At 46.4% G+C, this 17006-nt stretch carries 11 protein-coding genes; 5 read left to right on the forward strand and 6 right to left on the reverse strand.

All coding sequences use genetic code 11. From position 1 onward, the window contains the following. Positions 1-3: 3 nt before the first annotated feature. Both ACLWBB_RS03720 and ACLWBB_RS03725 read right to left on the reverse strand, forming a co-directional pair. Positions 4-5001: a zinc-dependent metalloprotease gene (locus ACLWBB_RS03720; RefSeq protein ID WP_413290224.1), complete on the reverse strand. Its 4998-nt coding sequence runs from the start codon at positions 4999-5001 to the stop codon at positions 4-6. Positions 5002-5017: 16 nt separating this feature from the next. Further along, positions 5018-5935, reverse strand: a complete 918-nt coding sequence (locus tag ACLWBB_RS03725) for a hypothetical protein (protein WP_413290225.1) — start codon at positions 5933-5935, stop codon at positions 5018-5020. Positions 5936-6204: 269 nt separating this feature from the next. On the opposite strand from ACLWBB_RS03725, the gene ACLWBB_RS03730 reads away from it, so the two are divergent. The 5 genes from ACLWBB_RS03730 to ACLWBB_RS03750 all read left to right on the forward strand — a co-directional run bounded on the left by ACLWBB_RS03730 (position 6205) and on the right by ACLWBB_RS03750 (position 12018). Beyond that, on the forward strand, positions 6205-7998 hold the full coding sequence (locus ACLWBB_RS03730) for an ATP-binding protein (protein WP_413290226.1): 1794 nt from the start codon (positions 6205-6207) through the stop codon (positions 7996-7998). Then, on the forward strand, positions 7995-8747 hold the full coding sequence (gene rnhA, locus ACLWBB_RS03735; protein ID WP_413290227.1) for a ribonuclease HI: 753 nt from the start codon (positions 7995-7997) through the stop codon (positions 8745-8747). Before ACLWBB_RS03730 ends, rnhA begins: the two co-directional genes overlap by 4 nt. Before the next feature lie 236 nt (positions 8748-8983). After that, positions 8984-10711 carry a hypothetical protein gene (locus tag ACLWBB_RS03740; RefSeq protein WP_413290228.1) on the forward strand — a complete coding sequence of 576 codons (1728 nt, stop codon included), beginning with the start codon at positions 8984-8986 and terminating at the stop codon, positions 10709-10711. A gap of 3 nt (positions 10712-10714) precedes the next feature. Further along, positions 10715-11329 carry a type II secretion system protein J gene (locus ACLWBB_RS03745; RefSeq protein WP_413290229.1) on the forward strand — a complete coding sequence of 205 codons (615 nt, stop codon included), beginning with the start codon at positions 10715-10717 and terminating at the stop codon, positions 11327-11329. Continuing rightward, positions 11326-12018 carry a prepilin-type N-terminal cleavage/methylation domain-containing protein gene (locus ACLWBB_RS03750; protein WP_413290230.1) on the forward strand — a complete coding sequence of 231 codons (693 nt, stop codon included), beginning with the start codon at positions 11326-11328 and terminating at the stop codon, positions 12016-12018. The genes ACLWBB_RS03745 and ACLWBB_RS03750 overlap by 4 nt, the downstream gene beginning before the upstream one ends. 2 nt (positions 12019-12020) lie before the next feature. On the opposite strand, the gene ACLWBB_RS03755 is transcribed toward ACLWBB_RS03750, so the two are convergent. The 4 genes from ACLWBB_RS03755 to nadB all read right to left on the reverse strand — a co-directional run bounded on the left by ACLWBB_RS03755 (position 12021) and on the right by nadB (position 16956). Beyond that, positions 12021-13637 (reverse strand): FG-GAP repeat domain-containing protein, encoded by a 1617-nt coding sequence (locus ACLWBB_RS03755; protein WP_413290232.1) that lies wholly within the window; start codon positions 13635-13637, stop codon positions 12021-12023. A gap of 186 nt (positions 13638-13823) precedes the next feature. After that, entirely contained in the window at positions 13824-14420 is a 597-nt protein-coding gene (locus ACLWBB_RS03760; RefSeq protein ID WP_413290233.1) for a hypothetical protein, read from the reverse strand. After that, complete coding sequence (locus tag ACLWBB_RS03765) at positions 14420-15277, reverse strand: alpha/beta hydrolase (protein ID WP_413290234.1); 858 nt, start codon at positions 15275-15277, stop codon at positions 14420-14422. The genes ACLWBB_RS03760 and ACLWBB_RS03765 overlap by 1 nt, the downstream gene beginning before the upstream one ends. 29 nt (positions 15278-15306) lie before the next feature. After that, complete coding sequence (gene nadB, locus ACLWBB_RS03770; protein ID WP_413290236.1) at positions 15307-16956, reverse strand: L-aspartate oxidase; 1650 nt, start codon at positions 16954-16956, stop codon at positions 15307-15309. Positions 16957-17006: the final 50 nt, after the last annotated feature.

The following is a 17006-nucleotide window of genomic DNA, read 5'->3' on the forward strand; positions in this document are numbered from 1 at the left end:
GACTTATCGGTTGTATTCCGGATTCGTCATCAACGTCAGCTGGTTCAAGAAGCTGGCGTTACGGATCAGCAAGCCGTACTCGCTGTCACGTTCTTGGTAAGCAGTGAAGAACGCTTTTGCGATATTCACGCTGACACGTAAAGTGAACAACTGAAGATCTTTTGCAGCATCAGGTTTACCAGCAAGCTCCGCAGTACGAAGCTTAACTGCTGCATTCAAGCCTTCGAAAGCTGCTTTCTGAGCAGATGCAACCGCAGGCAAGCCTTTACCGATTTCATCAACCCAAGCTGCAAACTTATCAAGACGCGCTTGAGCTTTCTCAGTTTCTGCTTGGTTGCCTTGAGCTTTGATCAATTGCAACGCGATTTCAGTCACAGAGAAGGTCATAGTCTCAATCGTATCCATTTGTGATTCGATAGAGAAGCTAGGCTCTTGTGCCACTTCTTCTGGAGTGACGATTTGGCCATCTTTATTAGCCTCATTCAACGCCTTCAGAAGAGCCGCTTTTGCAACTGCACCTTCTTTAGCTGCTGCTTCTGCCGCAGCCTGGTCTTTAGCATCAACAGCTACAACCGCAGCTGCTTGAGCTTTCACAAGCTTCGTAGCGTCCGCTGTCAAAGTATCAGAAAGGCCCATGAAGAAGCGCTTGCTGTTTGCAGTTTCCAAAATCGTGTTAGCGATCTTAGCGTTGTCCAAAGCCCAGAACGAAATCTTCGCTTGAGAGTTATTAACAGAACCAAGCGGGCTCAAGGCAACACGGTCTGTAGGAGCTTTGCTTCCCAAAGAGCTTCCTACTTTGAACAAGTTTGCGAAGTTATCAGTTTGGCTGATCGCTTCAGCTTCAAGTCCAAGAACCGCAGTGATCGCAGCGTAGCTTGTCAGCAACGACGTGATAGTCACTTCGCCTTGGCTTTCCATCAAACCATCATCAGCAAAGATGCGGCCTGGAAGTTTGTTCATCAAGATACCTGCAATAGTGCCAGTGATAGGGCTTACGCCGTCATCACCCATGAAGCGCTTGTACTTCTCGAAATCTACGAACGAGACATTCAAGCTCATCTCGTCGTACTTCGGCATGCCGATACCTTTCAAAGTCAAGATTTGAAGGGCGATCGCTTTATCAATGTCATTACCGATGCTTTGCAAACGTTCAGAAGTCAAAGCGACATCCGATTGATTACGAGCTTCGATAAAGCCGATAGCTGGTTTCTCAGTACCATCAGCTTGTTGCTGCATGTACGCCACTTTTTCGAAACGAGAGTAGTCCATGAAGCTTTTGTTCGTGCCCGGAGTAGAAATCACGTTGAGCATGAATTTATAAGCTTCGAGTGCAGCCCCAAAATGAGCTGAATCCAAACCGTCTTCGTCCATACCCAAGATAGCGCGGTAGAAAGCTTCATCGTAGAACTGACGCATAGAGAACATCGCAGTGATCGCTGAAGAAATCGCGCTGGATTTATTTGCCCAGTCGAAAGAGAGGCGATCGTATGCGTAACGGCCAACGATGTAACGGTCTTCGTAACCCTTGATGATGTTCTTCACGATCTCAACAGGTGTTGTACCGAAGTCGAAACGCTGACATGTAGGTTCGTATCCAACGTCTTTGTCTGTGCAGTATTGGAACGGCATCAACACAGAACGAGCAGTTCTACCTGTGAAGTTAGACCATCCGTTATCAGCATGTTTGCCTTCTTTACGAAGTTGTTCAGCCTCTGCAGTTACAGACTTCTTGATGTCTCTGATGTGGATGAAGCGTCCAGCAACAAGTTTTGCTTCTAAGCCGTCAACAGAGATAGATTCTTTACCCGCATGCTCTGGACGTACTTCCAACAAACCTGTGTAAGCTGCACGAATCGCGTAAACATCATAAGGTCCAAGACCGTCGTATGTTTGAATGCTATCGTTGATGTAATCCATGATCGAAGAGTAGTTACGAGCAGACTTTTCACCCGCGAAAGTGAAGTTAGCTTTGTCGTAAGAAGCGATGAAGTTGTGAGTCAAACCTAAAGAGTGACCCATTTCATGCGCCAACGTCGTTTTTGTAGAAACTACGAACGCTTCGTCATCAGACATTTTCATGTAGTTCGCGTACATTTCATCGTTGATTACGTCTGCCATTGGGAAGGCGCAACCAGGATTGTTCTTGTAGAACTGAGTCATGCGTACTTGCATGTCATTCAAGGCAGCTTTCTGATTGAGCAAATGTTTTTGCTTCGCAGAAAGTTTTGAACCGTAAGTCGCTAAAACCTCTTTTGCAGTCAAAGACTCAAGCGCAGCTGTGTCGGTAGCGATATTCATCTCGACAGCTTTTTTGAAGATACGCTCGATGTAGCCATCAACAGTTTGGGAAGCGCCGAACTTTTTCTTCGGAGCAGTTGCTGCAGACTTGTCGATTTTCAAAGGCTCTTTGAAAAGTGACTTCTTCAAGCTGATAGCACCCAAGTTCGGAGTGAAACGCTCCGCCGGAGTCGTCTTCGCATTACGAACTGCTTTCAACTGGTTCAAAAGTTTTTGTGCAGCAGGAGCGCCTACGCCCTCAGCAACAGTCTGCTTCTCAACTTCAGTTTTTGCAGCTTCTGCTTTTTTAGTGTCTTCTGCAGTCGCTTTTGCTTTGTAATCCTCAAGACCTTTTTTGAAGTTACGCAAAGTCGTGTAGTACTTTTTGAAGTATTCCAACTGGCTAGCGTTGTTACCGCTGTACACGATCAAAGAGTCCGCAGCAACAACCGCTGAACGAGGATTGATGCCAGGTTGAGAGACACCCAAAAGACCGTTGTCCATTGCGCGATCTACGAACCAAACATAGTTCTTATCCAAGTCACCCAAGTGACCAGTAACACCGTTTTCGCCAACGAACTGAACTGCCAAGTAATTGCCTTCACGTTGAAGTGGAGTGTCTTTGAAGGCTGCTTGAAGCGCCTTGTTCCAATCCGCAATAACCTCTGTAGCAACACGCTTCAAAAGGTCACGACGGTGTGGGTTGTCCATTGGAATACCGCCGACAGTATATGTGAATACCTTGCCGTTACGGAAGTCATGAACAGTCGGGAAGTTAACTTGATCACCTTCACGGCCATAAGAGCCGAAGTCAGAAGGTTTGATCACGCCTTTCGTGAACACACCGTAGTTCAAAGCATTTTGAACATTGAACGGAGTAAGTGGTACGAATGCCTTATCTGTAGAGCCATCGTTTACTTTGAACGAGATACGCTCACGAACTTGTTGAACGAATTGGGTGTTCAAGCTGCCAGAAAGATCGTAGTCGTTCGTTGGGTGGAAGAAGCTCAAGCATGCATAGCTTGGAGCCATCGTCACAGAGTACAAGTAAGAGAAGCTCAAAACACCTTCAGACATACGCATATCTGTATCTACAACAGATTGATTGTTGATGTTCGCAAAGCAGCTTGCATCAGCGTAGAAAGCCAAAGGTGAATCCAAAACTGGAATCGTATTGTTTGTCCAGTTGATAGAAGCGTATTCAGCGGCTTCTTTAGTCGCTGGTACGAACTTAGCGACAGCTAAATTATTGCCGCTAGCATCTTTCGTCTGACGTTTAAAGTATACTACTGGAAGAGAAAGAACCTCTTCGTTTTCCATGCTAGTTGTATTCTTAAAGTTGATAGCACCAACAGTCTTTTGAACTACGATGCGATCGTCTTCAAGGACGAATTTCACCAAATTTAAGGTGCCAGCCATACCACCACGAAGAGTTCCCATTGCTGAAACGTCTTCAAGAGTACGACGGAAGAAGAATTCTTTGTCTTTAATATCTGCAAGACGCAGAGTTTTACGCGGATCCAAAACGCCTGTCGGTTGAACTTCTTCCGGCATTACGTTTTTAGTGATCTTCACAAGTCCTGTTTTATCACCAGAAGTTGCTGGTTTAAATTGAACTGTGTCCGCGCGAGTGCCGTCAGCACCAACAACTGGCAGTTCTGCCTTTTGGTAGTCTACTGGTACGTTAAAGCGACGGATGATGATGCAACCTTCTTGAACATCAGCCGGCAATACTTTCTTCAACTCTGCAGAACACTCTGCAACCTGACCGTTTTCACCTTTAGTGCGGAGAAGCTCTTTTTGAGCTGTCGTCAAGTTAGCTTTAGAAATCTGAGTCACTTCGTAAACGATGAGGCTGTCTGCGTCCAACAAAGTCAAAACGCGAGTTGCTGGGTCGATGTTCAATTTAACATCGATTTGTTGTTGAAGTGTTTGAGCATCCATTACTTTGTTGTTGATACGATCAGCAACAAAGACGCGATCCATTTCTTCTTTAGCAGCAGGATCTGCAGTCACCATAATACGGTCACGAGAATTGATCGAAATTTGGATATGAGTAGCTTTTGCCCACTCAGTCTCTTTCAACTGAAGGCTTGAAGTCTCTTCACCCAAGCTGTTCTTTGTACGTAAAACAACACCGTAGTTTTTAACTGCGAATCTGAAAACAGGAACGTATAGAGGACCAGCACCGCGGCGGGCATGCAAATCCGCCAATTGCTTTACTAGCTTCTGTGTTTTGTTGGCATCGCCACTTGATGTGATTTTCTTTTGAAGAGCCAACTCTTCTTTAGACATCGCAATTTGCTGTTCCAACAAACTCAAGTCATTGATGTTATCAACAACTTTCATAGCTGTTACAGCTTTGCTGTCTACAGTAAACGCAAGCTTAATAGCTTGGTCCGCTTGGCCGGAAACCTCGAGATTGTTAAACATATAACGAAGACGTGATGGCACCTGCAAAGAGTCCACATCGACCGCAACCATTCCTTTTTCATTGGTGGCTCTGGTCGTCTCAGGTTGGCTGAGTTCGCGAACTTCGTTTGTGGTCTTGAGGCTATAGCTGGAATCTTTAGTTCCTACTGTATCCAAGTCACTGATTGCGAAGGTTCCTGCCGCTTCGTCCTCTGCGAATTTCGCTTCACGTGTTTTTGTACACGCGGCGGTGATCACAAGAGAGGCCAGAAGTAGGCTCGTTCCCAACTGTTTTGTGAACATATTTGCCATAACGTTCTCCGTTCCTTTAGTACTGCATGCTCACTTTGGCATAAACCAAAGAGTTGTTTTCATCGATCAACTTATAATTAGACGTGTAACCATCAACCTTGAATACGGAACCTGCATTGGTATGGCCCAAGGTGAAGCCAAAGTGGTCCCCGATAGAAACAGACATTTCTTCTGCGTGTTCAAAAGATTCTTTAAGGACTCCGTTGTAAGTCCATGCATTGATATGGTGGAATTCCGCATCGAAAGAGAAAATGCCCACAGCATATCCGCCCATCAAAACTTGGCGTGATGAGTATTGATTGTTTACTTCACCCGTCAAAGCCGTGTTGTATCTATGGAAGCTGCGGCCGGCGCTGACAGAAGCAGCCAAAGACAAACCAGGAATCAGGTACTCTTCTTTAATAGAAGCCGTCATTTTTGCCGACATGGCAGTCTCGAGATTTTTGATCTCACGACTTTCTTTAGATTGCGGAATCGTAACAGTCACAGAGGGACTGAGTTTGATTTTTGACAATTCCCAACCTTTAAAAGAGTTAATCCAAGCGATATCGTTGAAATCGCTGGCGTCCTCTTCGGCACGGAGGTCTTCAGAGAAAGTAAAATACAGGCTTGTTTTACCGTAAGCCCATTTGTAGCTCGGTAAAAACTCATAATCGTTGGATTCTGACAGCGATCCATCCTTAAAGTTGTTAAGGCTACGGGTTCTGGATGCAGAAAGCATAATAGAGAAAGGGGATGGTGGTGTTTCAGGCTTAGGAGCCACCACAGTAGTTGCAACTGTTGCAGTCGGTTTTGTATTAGCCACAGCGACAACTGCGGGCTTGGTAGCCGCCGGAGCAGCCGTTTTATTGCCTTGAGCATAGCTTGATGCGCTTGAAATGAGCATCAAACCCAAAAGAGCAAAAAATGTAATCGCCGACGTCCTAAACTGCATATAGTTACTTTCCGGGAGCTGGGCTCCGCTCGAATGCTGTATTGCATGGTTGGTGCCGTCTCAATTGGGGACGAAATGCAACCAATCGCACCTGAGCTTGGGGGCCTGGCGAAGAAATATACAGGGGACGATCTGCGGAAGTTTAGATTTCCTCGCATTCTTCAAGCAGATAGGTTATCTGTATGGGCCAATTGGTCTCATTTTGACACGCGTAATATATACATATAAGGTTCAAACCTTGGGTGGCTAAAACCCACCGGAGGAAGTTTTTGGGGCGACTTATTATTTCATCAACCGGTAAGAAGTTACTGACGCTGACGCTCTTGTTCAGTTCCTTGATTACCCTCATTGTGACTGTGATCCAGCTTTACGTGGATTTTAATAACGAGGTGGATCACCTCGATAAGCGTTTCCATGAGATCAACGACGTTTTGAGTGAGTCACTGACGGCCTCTACGTGGGCTTTTGACCAAAACCAAATCCAAAAACAGCTTAAAGGGATTCTACGCTTCGAGCAGGTTGCCAAAGTTCATTTGGCGGTCGAAGGTTTCCGTGATTTTGAATTTGCAAATAATGTGGCTCCAGATGGTCCAAAGAAAACGTTGCCACTGAATTATGTCGATGCCCGGGGCTCGCATGATATCGGTCTTCTGACCGTGACCTTTACGATGGAACAGATCTACGGAGGCCTTATTCAGCGGGGTATGATCATGCTCCTGAGTAACTTCTTAAAGACCTTGTTAGTTTCGTTCTTCATTCTCTATATTTTTAATCGGTTAATTACGAAACCATTCCGAGATCTTGCGGCTCGTGCCCGAGAGGCCTCGATTGCTCAGGCGGGCTTGATTCAGCCTCAGGATCTTGAAGGCCGTCCAGCCTCTTCGCGCGGTCATAACGAGATCGACGAGATGGCGAAATCGATTGCACTCATGCATAGAAACTTCCAGGGTTCTTACCAAGCCCTGAAGATGAGCGAAAACCGCTTCCGCGATATCATTGCGGATAATTTTGACTATGTCTTTGAAACCAATATTGATGGCGAGTACACATTCGTCAGCTCGAATGCGGCCGAGACAGATCCTTTGAAGAAGCTGGTCGTTGTCGGTCAGTCCTTGTTCCAATTGCCTTTAGAAGAAGATCTCAAAGAGGCTTTGAAAGCCCAAGCCAAAATTCAAGACTACGCGTTGCCATTCCCACGTGGGTCTGAGCGCCACCATTACAATTTGAATATCAATCCGGTGTATGACCTTGATAACAAGTTTGTGGGCTATCGTGGTCTTCTGACAGAGGTCACAGAAACCGTTCTTTCTAAAGAGCGTATCGAAAAACAAGAAGATCAAATCCGTCATATCCAAAAAGTCGGCTTGATCGGTGAGCTTGCTGCAGGCTTTGCTCATGACTTCAATAATATCTTGGCGATCATTCTTGGCAACGTGGCGATTCTAAACCGTGTTGTAACACCAGAGAACCCGACCGTGACCAAAGCCGTAACGGGCATTCAAAGTGCGACTGTTCGTGGTCAGAATTTGATCCAAAGAATTTTGACGTTCGCTCGTCGTCAAGGCATCGAAACGAAGCCTGTGGATTTGGCATTCGTTATTACTGCGATGTCCGAGTTAATCCAAGTAGCCGCATCGAAACGCACGAAAGTGAATTTGGATGTGCCTAAGAACTTGTGGCAAGTGCGTGTGGATGTCAGCAGCTTTGAAAACGTGCTGATCAATCTTGCGATCAATGCCCGCGATGCAATGCCTGAAGGCGGGGATTTGACGATCGGTCTTGCGAATAAAACTCTGACTGAGAATACGGATTTCTGTGTAGCCGGGGACTATGTGACAATCACAGTGACCGATACGGGAATTGGTATTCCAGAAGAAATGCATGAAAAAATCTTTGAACCATTCTTTACAACGAAAGAAGAAGGTCAGGGAACGGGGCTGGGCCTCAGCACCGTATTGAATTTCGTGCAACAAAGCTATGGTGCTGTGACTGTTGATTCAAACGTTGGCCGTGGCACAAGCTTCACCATCTATCTACCTCGTTATCAGGAATCTGCTTCGTGAATTATACAGGAAAAGAAATCATCGTTTTTACCGACGGTGCCTGCTCGGGCAATCCTGGCCCTGGTGGCTGGGGAAGTGTCGTGCTTTTACCAACAGGCTCGGTTCAAGAGCTTGGTGGCGGAGACTCCTCTACAACCAACAACCGCATGGAGATGCACGCTGTCGGAGCTGCCTTAGAGCATTTGGCAGACACGCCCGGCGATATCATTATCTATACGGACTCTACGTACGTGATTCGTGGAATTACCCAGTGGGTATGGGGTTGGAAGCGCAACAACTGGCGCACAGCTGAAGGCAAAGACGTCTCTAACAAAGACATTTGGCAGGATCTATTTGCTCTTGTCGTTAAACGCAAAGACTTGGGCAAGATCCATTGGAACTACACTCGTGGTCACATGGGCACGCCAGGCAATGAACGTTGCGACGAAATTGCTGTGGGGTTTTCGAAGGGCTATCGTGTGTCTTTGTATGTGGGTCCACTTTCTGGATATGGTATCGACATTTTAGATTTGCCAGAGCATGAAGAGTTGCCCGAAATGAAGCCCAACAATAAGGGCGAGAAAAAAGTGGCTTATTCTTACCTTAGCAATATTGGTGGAGTGGTCATTCGTCACAAGGATTGGGGTTCTTGTGAGCGCCGGGTGAAAGGACAATCCGGAGCGAAGTTTAAAAAAACCATGTCAGAGAATGAAGAACAAGAAGTTCTCAAATCTTGGGGGCTCTCAGGAGCTGCTATCAAAGAATCCTAAATGTTGGTCAGAATATTTTCGACCTCGTCCAGAACTCTTTACCACAGTGTTTTAATCGTTATTAAATCCTAATAGCTGCAGATTCAGAACGAATTCCAACCAATTGCATTTGAAACTTGCTGTCGTTGGGCGTAAACACCCATCAAAAAGCCACACAGATTTTCGTTGATATTTCGAACAGTACACACCGATCAATTCAACATCAAAGTTGTACGTTTCATCAAAGAGGTACGTGTATGGAAGTAAGTAAGCTTGCGCTTATCAATAAGATTGAAAGTTCTAAAGGGCACGTGATGATTTTAACATTGGGAGTTCTAGTCACCTTAGGCGTCGTGATGCCTTTAGGGCTAGGGCAATTGACTCAGTCTAATCAGACCTACAAGAGTTTCCGCGTTGTTGGCGCAAGAGACTCTTTAGTCAATCAAGTTAGAAGGTACTCTTCGATTGGATCTACATTTCGAGCAAGCTTAGACCCAAGTCTTCCAACAGGAACGAACTCAGCATTGAATAGTTGTATCTTTGGTGGCTTGGTTCCATGCCAAGGTGGCGTAGAGCAACCAATCTCTCTCTATTATCCGGTCACGTCGGAAACCGGAGTAAAATCTTTGAAAGTATTGGCGGGCTCGGGCCCTCACGGTTCCATTCCAGCACAACCTGCTTTTTACAATTTGAAAGGTGCACCTTGTGCTGAAGACATTAAGGTAGCCGATATGAATTGTCCTTTTGAAGTCTTTGCTAATTTTGTAGCGACATGCACAGGAGGAGCCGCTTCGTGTGTGACTGCGGAATCCATTTCTGTTCGTTATACTGTTCGTGTAGCTCCGAGTCTTTCTGGAATTTCACTTGGGACCTCATTAAATACTTTATCTCTGGCAAGTGTCAGCCAAGCCGCGCCAGCAGTGACTCGCGAGCAAATATTGCCAGGATCCACAGACAGTACTTCAGGCAACGTGATGGTTACTATTTTAGTGATAGAAGATGCAGAGCCACCACCAGATGTCGCGACAAGACCCGTGATTGATCCTGCAATCATTGCAGCAGTTCAAGCCGGTGGAGTTCGCGATTCTAAAATCATCAGTATGTTAGCCCTTGCGTTTCAAGCGGCTGGCTTCACAGATCCGGCGTTCATCACGTCAGTGACTCAAGCGGGGATCAGACAGTGGGATGATTCTGATAAAGGTGATTTTACCAGAATTATTTCTGCGATTGCAGGTGCAGGTATTACAGATGTTGAAAGTGCTAGTTTGATTGCAAAGGCCGGTATCACAAGTCCAAGCTGGGCTCAGATTGTAGTCCAATCTGGAATTACCAATGCCTATTTGGCTGGCGAGTTGCAGGGTGCTGGCATCAAAACTCCGGTCCAACTTGCAGCAGTTGTTGGCGCCGTTGTTGGAGTGGGCAATGCGCAAATTGCCGCTTCTATAGCAAAAAATGGAGTGACCGACGCTTCAATAGCGAATTCGATCTGGTCAGCAGTTTCTTCGCTGGGGCACTATGATATCGCAGAAACTATTATTGATGGCGGAGTCATTGATCCGGTGAAAATCACATCTATTATTAAAGCCGTTTCGGGAATTCCAAACGAAGAAGTCGCAGAAGAGCTTGCTGAAAGAGGTGTCACCGATCCTTCGTTGGCAATGACTCTTTGGAATATCGTCTCTGTGATTCGTGATGAAGACGATGCGGCAGAAATCGCAGCGTCAGGAATTCGAGATCCAAGTATTGCTCAGGCAAGAGTTGAGCAGTATTTGTCAGAGCAAACCACAACAACGTCAAATGTCAGCAATTCAGGCTCAAACTCGGGTTCGAGTACACCAACGTCGACAGGAACAAGTTCGAGTTCCGGGTCGAGTAACACTACAACAACTACTTCGAGTGGTACTGGTTCTGGTCCGAAACCATTGCCTGCGAGCATGACATTGATTTCAACTTGCACAACCGGGTGTGGTACGCCGCTTTTTTAAAAAATGAATAGTAAACTTGCGCAAAGAGGGTACACCCTCATAGAAATTATACTCTCTTTGGCTGTGACATCAGTATTAGTACTGATTGTGGCACAGGTATCTCAGGATATAATTAAAGACGTACAAAGAAATAACCTTGTCGCTGCCCGGGACCAAGTGGTGGCGACATTCCGTCAGAGTTCCGGAAGTATCAATATTCTACGAGCGTCCTTGAGAGCTGCTTCCAATACTCAATTTCGCGATTGTGTTTGTGGAACCGGAGCGGGTTGTGTCAGTGCTCAAAATTATCCCTTTGTATTGTATGAAAATGATGGAGCTGGCTTACCAATATCGACTTACTTTGATGCCAATGGTCTTCCTTGTGATAAAAATCAGCGCAGTTGTCTCGTTGAAATCACAACTTACTTTGTGGCTCAGTGTATGCCGGTCTTACCAAGCTCAGATCCGCAACCTCCTGCTAGCTGTGTCGGGGTGCCGGTCGAGTTTATTGGCGTATTTTACAACGTTCATCAAAATCCACTTACTGTGGACCAAGGCAATGTCATTAAACCCGTGGCTGGTGCCGTTTTCACGCAAGCAAATTTGCTGGCGCCAACGGGATCTGGAGTCTGTCCATGAAAAACAAGGGGTTTGCACTTCTTGAGTTGATGATTGCATTTGCGATTTTGGCAACGGTCGTTTTCGTTGCCCTTGAGTATTCCAATATCATGCGCAAAAATACTTCGCTTAGCAGGACCGTCGGCACGCGGGACCGTATTCTTTCGGCAGTTCGTAATTTTGCGGGTATGCCGGCGGCCCTTCGCAACAGTATGCGTGCGGCTTTAGCAGGAATTCCAGCGAATCCAAGATTGTTGGCGTGTGCCGGGGGAAATCCTTTGAACTCCTGTCAAACCGGAGTTGTCTATCCATTGACTCTTTATGCACCACTAGTTGTGCGTTCGCCGACAGGCGTGATTCTTGGAATTCAGGCAGTATCAGCACCGATAGGAAGTGCGACACCAATGCGCTTGGACACCTTTGGCGTTCCTTGCTCTACGCCGGGCCCTGACTGTCCGCTGTTGGTATCGACTTCATTTCGCGCGCAGTGTGGGCCACCACTCAGAGATGCGTCGGCACCACCTCCCACGCAGGCAGACTTGGTTCCGCAAGCGATCTGCACAGTGGCCGATGTGATTGAAGTCACATATTCTATTCAATTGGATCCAGGCATCTCTTCAGCGGACGCAAGTCTAAGTAGTTTTATCAGTCCTGTAACAGGATCGGTGACAACGCCAGTGGCTGCGATTTCGGGAAACCTGCCACAGTAGTTTTATTGAACTGTGGTGCAGGTTTGTTGCAAGAGACCTTTTTGGATATTGCGCTTAAAGAGATTTGCAGTAAAGCCGTTGATCATCGTGCTGGAAGTCGCAGTCAGGTCATCGTTTACGTTGGTCGCTAGGTAAGCGTGTTGGTTCCATACAGAGCGTGTTGGCATCCAAGCACGATCACTGGTCGGTGTATAGACACGAAGACCGGTGATAAGCTTTGCCTTCGCTTTGTCATCTTCATTTTGGTAAAGGTTATTCACGTTATAGTTGTTAGAGACAACAACGAGTTCTGCGTATCCATCACCAGTAACGTCAGCCACAACTGGATACTCTAGCAGAGTCCAAGAAGGGTTGATTTCGGACCAAATGATGTTCAAATTGTTGCTGCCATCCATACCATAGATACGAATGTAGTTTTCATCGGCATAGATGATTTCAGGCTTACCGTCGCCGTTAAAATCAAAAGAGGTTAAACCCGTAATTAAAGACGAGCAGTCTTGAGTCACGCTGCCTGCGACTTTTTCACCGCGTGCATTGAAGATCGTGAGTGACTTACCAGTCGCAACCGCAATTTCAAGAGTGCTAGGAACACCATCGAAATCTCCGATAGTTGCTTGGCCACCGCCAACAATTGGATTTTTATTGGCATCATAGCGGCAGATCAATTCTGAGTGCTCTGAAAGAGTTTTGTCGGCAATCACTTCGCCAGTCAAACCGTTGTAGATAGAGAAAAAGCCGCCACCAGTGACAACAACTTCAATACCTGGAACATCTGGTAAAAGATCCGCCGTCGCAGGAAGACCGCTGCGCTTGAATTTCCAAAGGTAGTTTCCGTTTGTATCCATTGCACCGGTTGTACCGATGATTTTGAGCGCGCTGTTAGCAGCATTAGAAAGGCTAACGGCATAAGTAGAGCAGCTTGTAGTGACTTCAGCTAAGCGCGTGTGAGCCAAAGGCGTCTTATCGCCGGCTTCAGTTAAGATCCAGCTGCCAGCAATGATTTCAGAGCGGCCATCACCGTCGATGTCAGCTGCTGCGAAACCTGCGCGACAATTATTAACGCTCGTTAAGCCTGTACCAGTGAAATCCAAATTATATTCCCAGCGAAGACTGCCATCATAATTCAAAGCAATGACTTTCTTGCCAAGGTAATGAAGATAGACAATTTCAGTTTTACCATCTTTATCGATATCTACTAAAAGTGGAGCCGTCGATGCATATGGCATCAATGCGTCTGCAGAAACCGAGAATTTAGCAGCGCCAGTTTTGCCATTCAAAACACGTAGAACCCCTTTAGCGCTATAAGCAGCTTTTTCATAAGAAACAAACGCGATCTCTGGGATTTTATCGCCATCAAGGTCACCAACAACAGGTGAGGCCATGACTTGATCATATGCTGGCTGTGCATCGTTTGCGTAATCCCAAGCGTAAAGAAGCTTAGGTTTTACCTCGTCAGCCTCAATCTTGCGGCACATAGGAGGAGGTGGAGCTTCTTGGCTATCATTAGAAGCAGACTCGAATTTAATCTCTTGTTGAAACATTTGATTTGCGCAGTTTTGATACGAAACGATCGTAACTGCGGACAAGATAAGTAAGGTGGCAACGGACTGCTTCTTCATACAACGACCCCCGACACTATTAAGCATAAGCAACTTACGGGCCGTTTGAATAGCCCGTAAAATTGGAACCACACACTAAGATCTAGACACTGACTAATATGTAGTAAACGCGCGGGAGCCCTTAAGAAAACTGGGTTTCTCTCGGAAAAGCCCGTTTTTTTGACTAGAAGATCGTCATACCGAAATCTATTTAGGCCCGAAGTTAAGGTTTACAGAGCCAATAGCGCCTGTGAAAACCAGCTTTACGGGGTGACCATCTAAAGAACGAGCCGCCACAGGGAAGCTAATCGTATAGGGTGTCGCAAACGAGGTATGGTAGTGATAGAGGCTTTGAACCTCGCGAGTTAAGAGTTTGATCTTCGTGACCTTACCCTCATAGCGTTGGCCGTTGGCATCCAGGAAGACTTTCCACAGAGTTTTGCTCTTATAAAGATCATCCCATTTTCTTTCAGGCGAATAGAAGCTTACAAAAACCTGTGTTTCTTGAGCCATACGGTTTTCTGCCAGCTTCTTTTCGTTGTCGTAGTTCACTTGGTCCCATTGAAAGAGACGAGCATTTTGATCGACTTGAGCAAGGGCGGCTTCGCTGCCAAGAAGAGTGGCATGAACCGTAACCGTGTTGTTCAAGCCATTGTAATCTTCGATATGGTCACTCCATTTATCGACGACATCTTCGTAACCGTCTTGGCTTATGATATTTACACCGGCACGATTTGTGATCATCGAAGAAGCGCAAGCAGCTAGTAAAAAGGTTGTCGATAGCAGAATTCCAACATGCTTCATTATTTTTCTACTCCAGCAAGGAATGTTCTTAAGTCCTGATAAACCTGTTCACGAACAATGTCATTATAGACTTCATGTCTGGCATCTGGGTAGATTTTAATCTCTTTTTCGGTGCTCCCCAGGTTTTCAAAAACCTTGATGGCTTCTGCAGAGCTAATGACAGGATCTTTGTCAGAGATTTGGAACAAAGTTTTAAATTTAATCTGCGAAGCTCTTTCTTGGATGAATGGGAAGCTATCCATGAAACCTAAATAAACTCCGGCACTAATGCGGGCGTGGCGATAAGGATCTTGTTCAAGTTCGCGGATGACATCCGGATCGCGAGTCACGTGTTCATTCGTGATCTCATTCCACAAAGTCAAAGTCGGCACAAGTTTATTCAACCATTGAGCGCCAACCTTTTTGAAAGCAGGAACGTGGACGCCAATTCCGAAAAGTGGAGAGCTTGCGACCAAGGCACTTGGCTTGAATTCTGGGTGCTTCATCAGAGTTTTGAATTGCACCAAGCCGCCCATCGAATGGCTAAGTAAAACGACAGGTCCGTTTTTAACTTTAGTATTTTCCATCACCATTTTCAAAAACAGGGCATAGTCATCGCAATAGGCATCGAAACTTGGCGCGTATCCGCGCGCACCCTCAGAGTGACCGTGACCGCGCATATCCCAAGTGTAGATGGTCCAATTTTCGTCTTTTAATGCATCAACGACACGGTGATAAGAGCCTGTATGCTCACCATGGCCGTGAGTGATGATGATCGTCCCACGTGGATTTGGCTTTTCCCACACTTGAAAAAAAAGACTAGCGCCGTCAGCGCCCTTAAAACGACCTTCTGAAATTTTGTATTGATTTTGTGCCATGCTACCTGCCTGGCTCTATTTTGGCGAACTTACCTGAGGCCGCGCAACAAAATTGTGTCTTTCGCTTTCGGATCTGTTCGTCTTTCGCCATCAAGGACTTTTACCTGAGGGACGAAAGGATAGTCCAAGTTATAGTGAATGCCTCGCGACTCATGACGACGAAGGGCACAGGTGACGGAAAGGTCCGCCACAATGGCGATATTTCTGAGCTCCAAAATGTCGCTATGAATTTTGAAGTGAGAGTAGTATTCGCGCACTTCGTTCAAGATATTTTTCAGGCGATGCTGAGCGCGCTCAAGACGTTTGTTTGAACGTACAATCCCCACGTAATTCCACATCAGGCGACGGATTTCTTCCCACATGTGAGAGATCACAATCATCTCGTCATCGTTGGATTCTTCAGGATAGTGCCACTCTTTAGGATCGTGTTCACAAACCTTCAAATCATTCAATTCATTCCCAAGAACATTGCTGGCGTTGTGAGCCATGCACAAACATTCCAAGAGGGAATTTGAAGCCAAACGATTGGCGCCATGAAGACCCGTGCACGCTGTTTCGCCGATCGCAAGAAGCCCTGGAATATCCGTTCTGCCACTCATGTCCGTTAAAACTCCGCCACACAAGTAGTGCGCAGCTGGCACCACCGGAATCGGCGTTTTGGTCATGTCGATTCCGTATTCAAGGCATTTGCTGTAAATGGCAGGGAAGCGTTTTTTAAGGAATTCTGCATCCTGTTTTGTCATGTCCAGAAAGACACAATGAGCACCGGATTTTTTCATCTCGCCGTCGATAGAGCGAGCCACGATATCACGTGGGGCAAGGGATCCCAACGGATGATACTTGCGCATGAAAGCTTCGCCTTGGGAATTGATGAGTTCTCCGCCTTCACCACGCAAAGCCTCAGAGATCAAAAAGTTGCGAGCTTCAGGATGATACAAACAAGTCGGGTGGAATTGCATGAATTCCAAATTGGAAATGCGCGCGCCCGCTCGGTAAGCCATGGCAATTCCATCCCCAGTCGCGCCACTCCAGTTGGAGGTATAAAGATAAACTTTGCCGGCGCCGCCGGTAGCTAGAACCGTCGATTTGCCAAGGAAGGCCTCGACCTCTCCCGTTGTTTTATTCAACGAGTAAGTTCCCACACAACGCGTGGGACTCATGTCGTAAGTGTTGACTTGTTTATTGATGATTAAATCGATAGCAAAATGATTTTCTAAAAGTTCGATGTTGGGATTTTCACGGACTCGTTTTAAAAGAGTGCGATGAACTTCGTGTCCGGTCTGATCTTCGAAGTGCAAAATGCGTCGGAAAGAGTGTCCGCCTTCGCGCGTCAAATCGATGGAATTCTCCTCGTTGTCAACGCCTCGACGAACGTCGAAATGAACTCCCCAGTTTAGCAAATCCTGAATGCGATCAGGGGCTTGGTTCACGAAGTTTTCCACGACCTCGACCTTGCAGAGGCCAGCTCCAGCGGTCAAAGTGTCCTGGATGTGATTTTCAAAACTGTCTTCGCGGGCCATGACTGCAGCGATGCCCCCTTGGGCCATGTCAGTGTTGCTGTCGGTGGCTTTTTCCTTGGAAAGAATGACGACTTTCCCTTGAGAGGACATTTTCAGAGCCAATGCGAGGCCTGCTAAACCAGAACCGATAATCAAAACATCACAGCGTCGAGTCTTCACTTTGTCTCCCTGGGCATTCCCAGAATTTCCCTAGTCTAGCTCAGAGGAGG

The sequence above is a fragment of the Bdellovibrio sp. HCB337 genome (assembly GCF_047302465.1).
GTDB lineage: Bacteria > Bdellovibrionota > Bdellovibrionia > Bdellovibrionales > Bdellovibrionaceae > JACMRP01.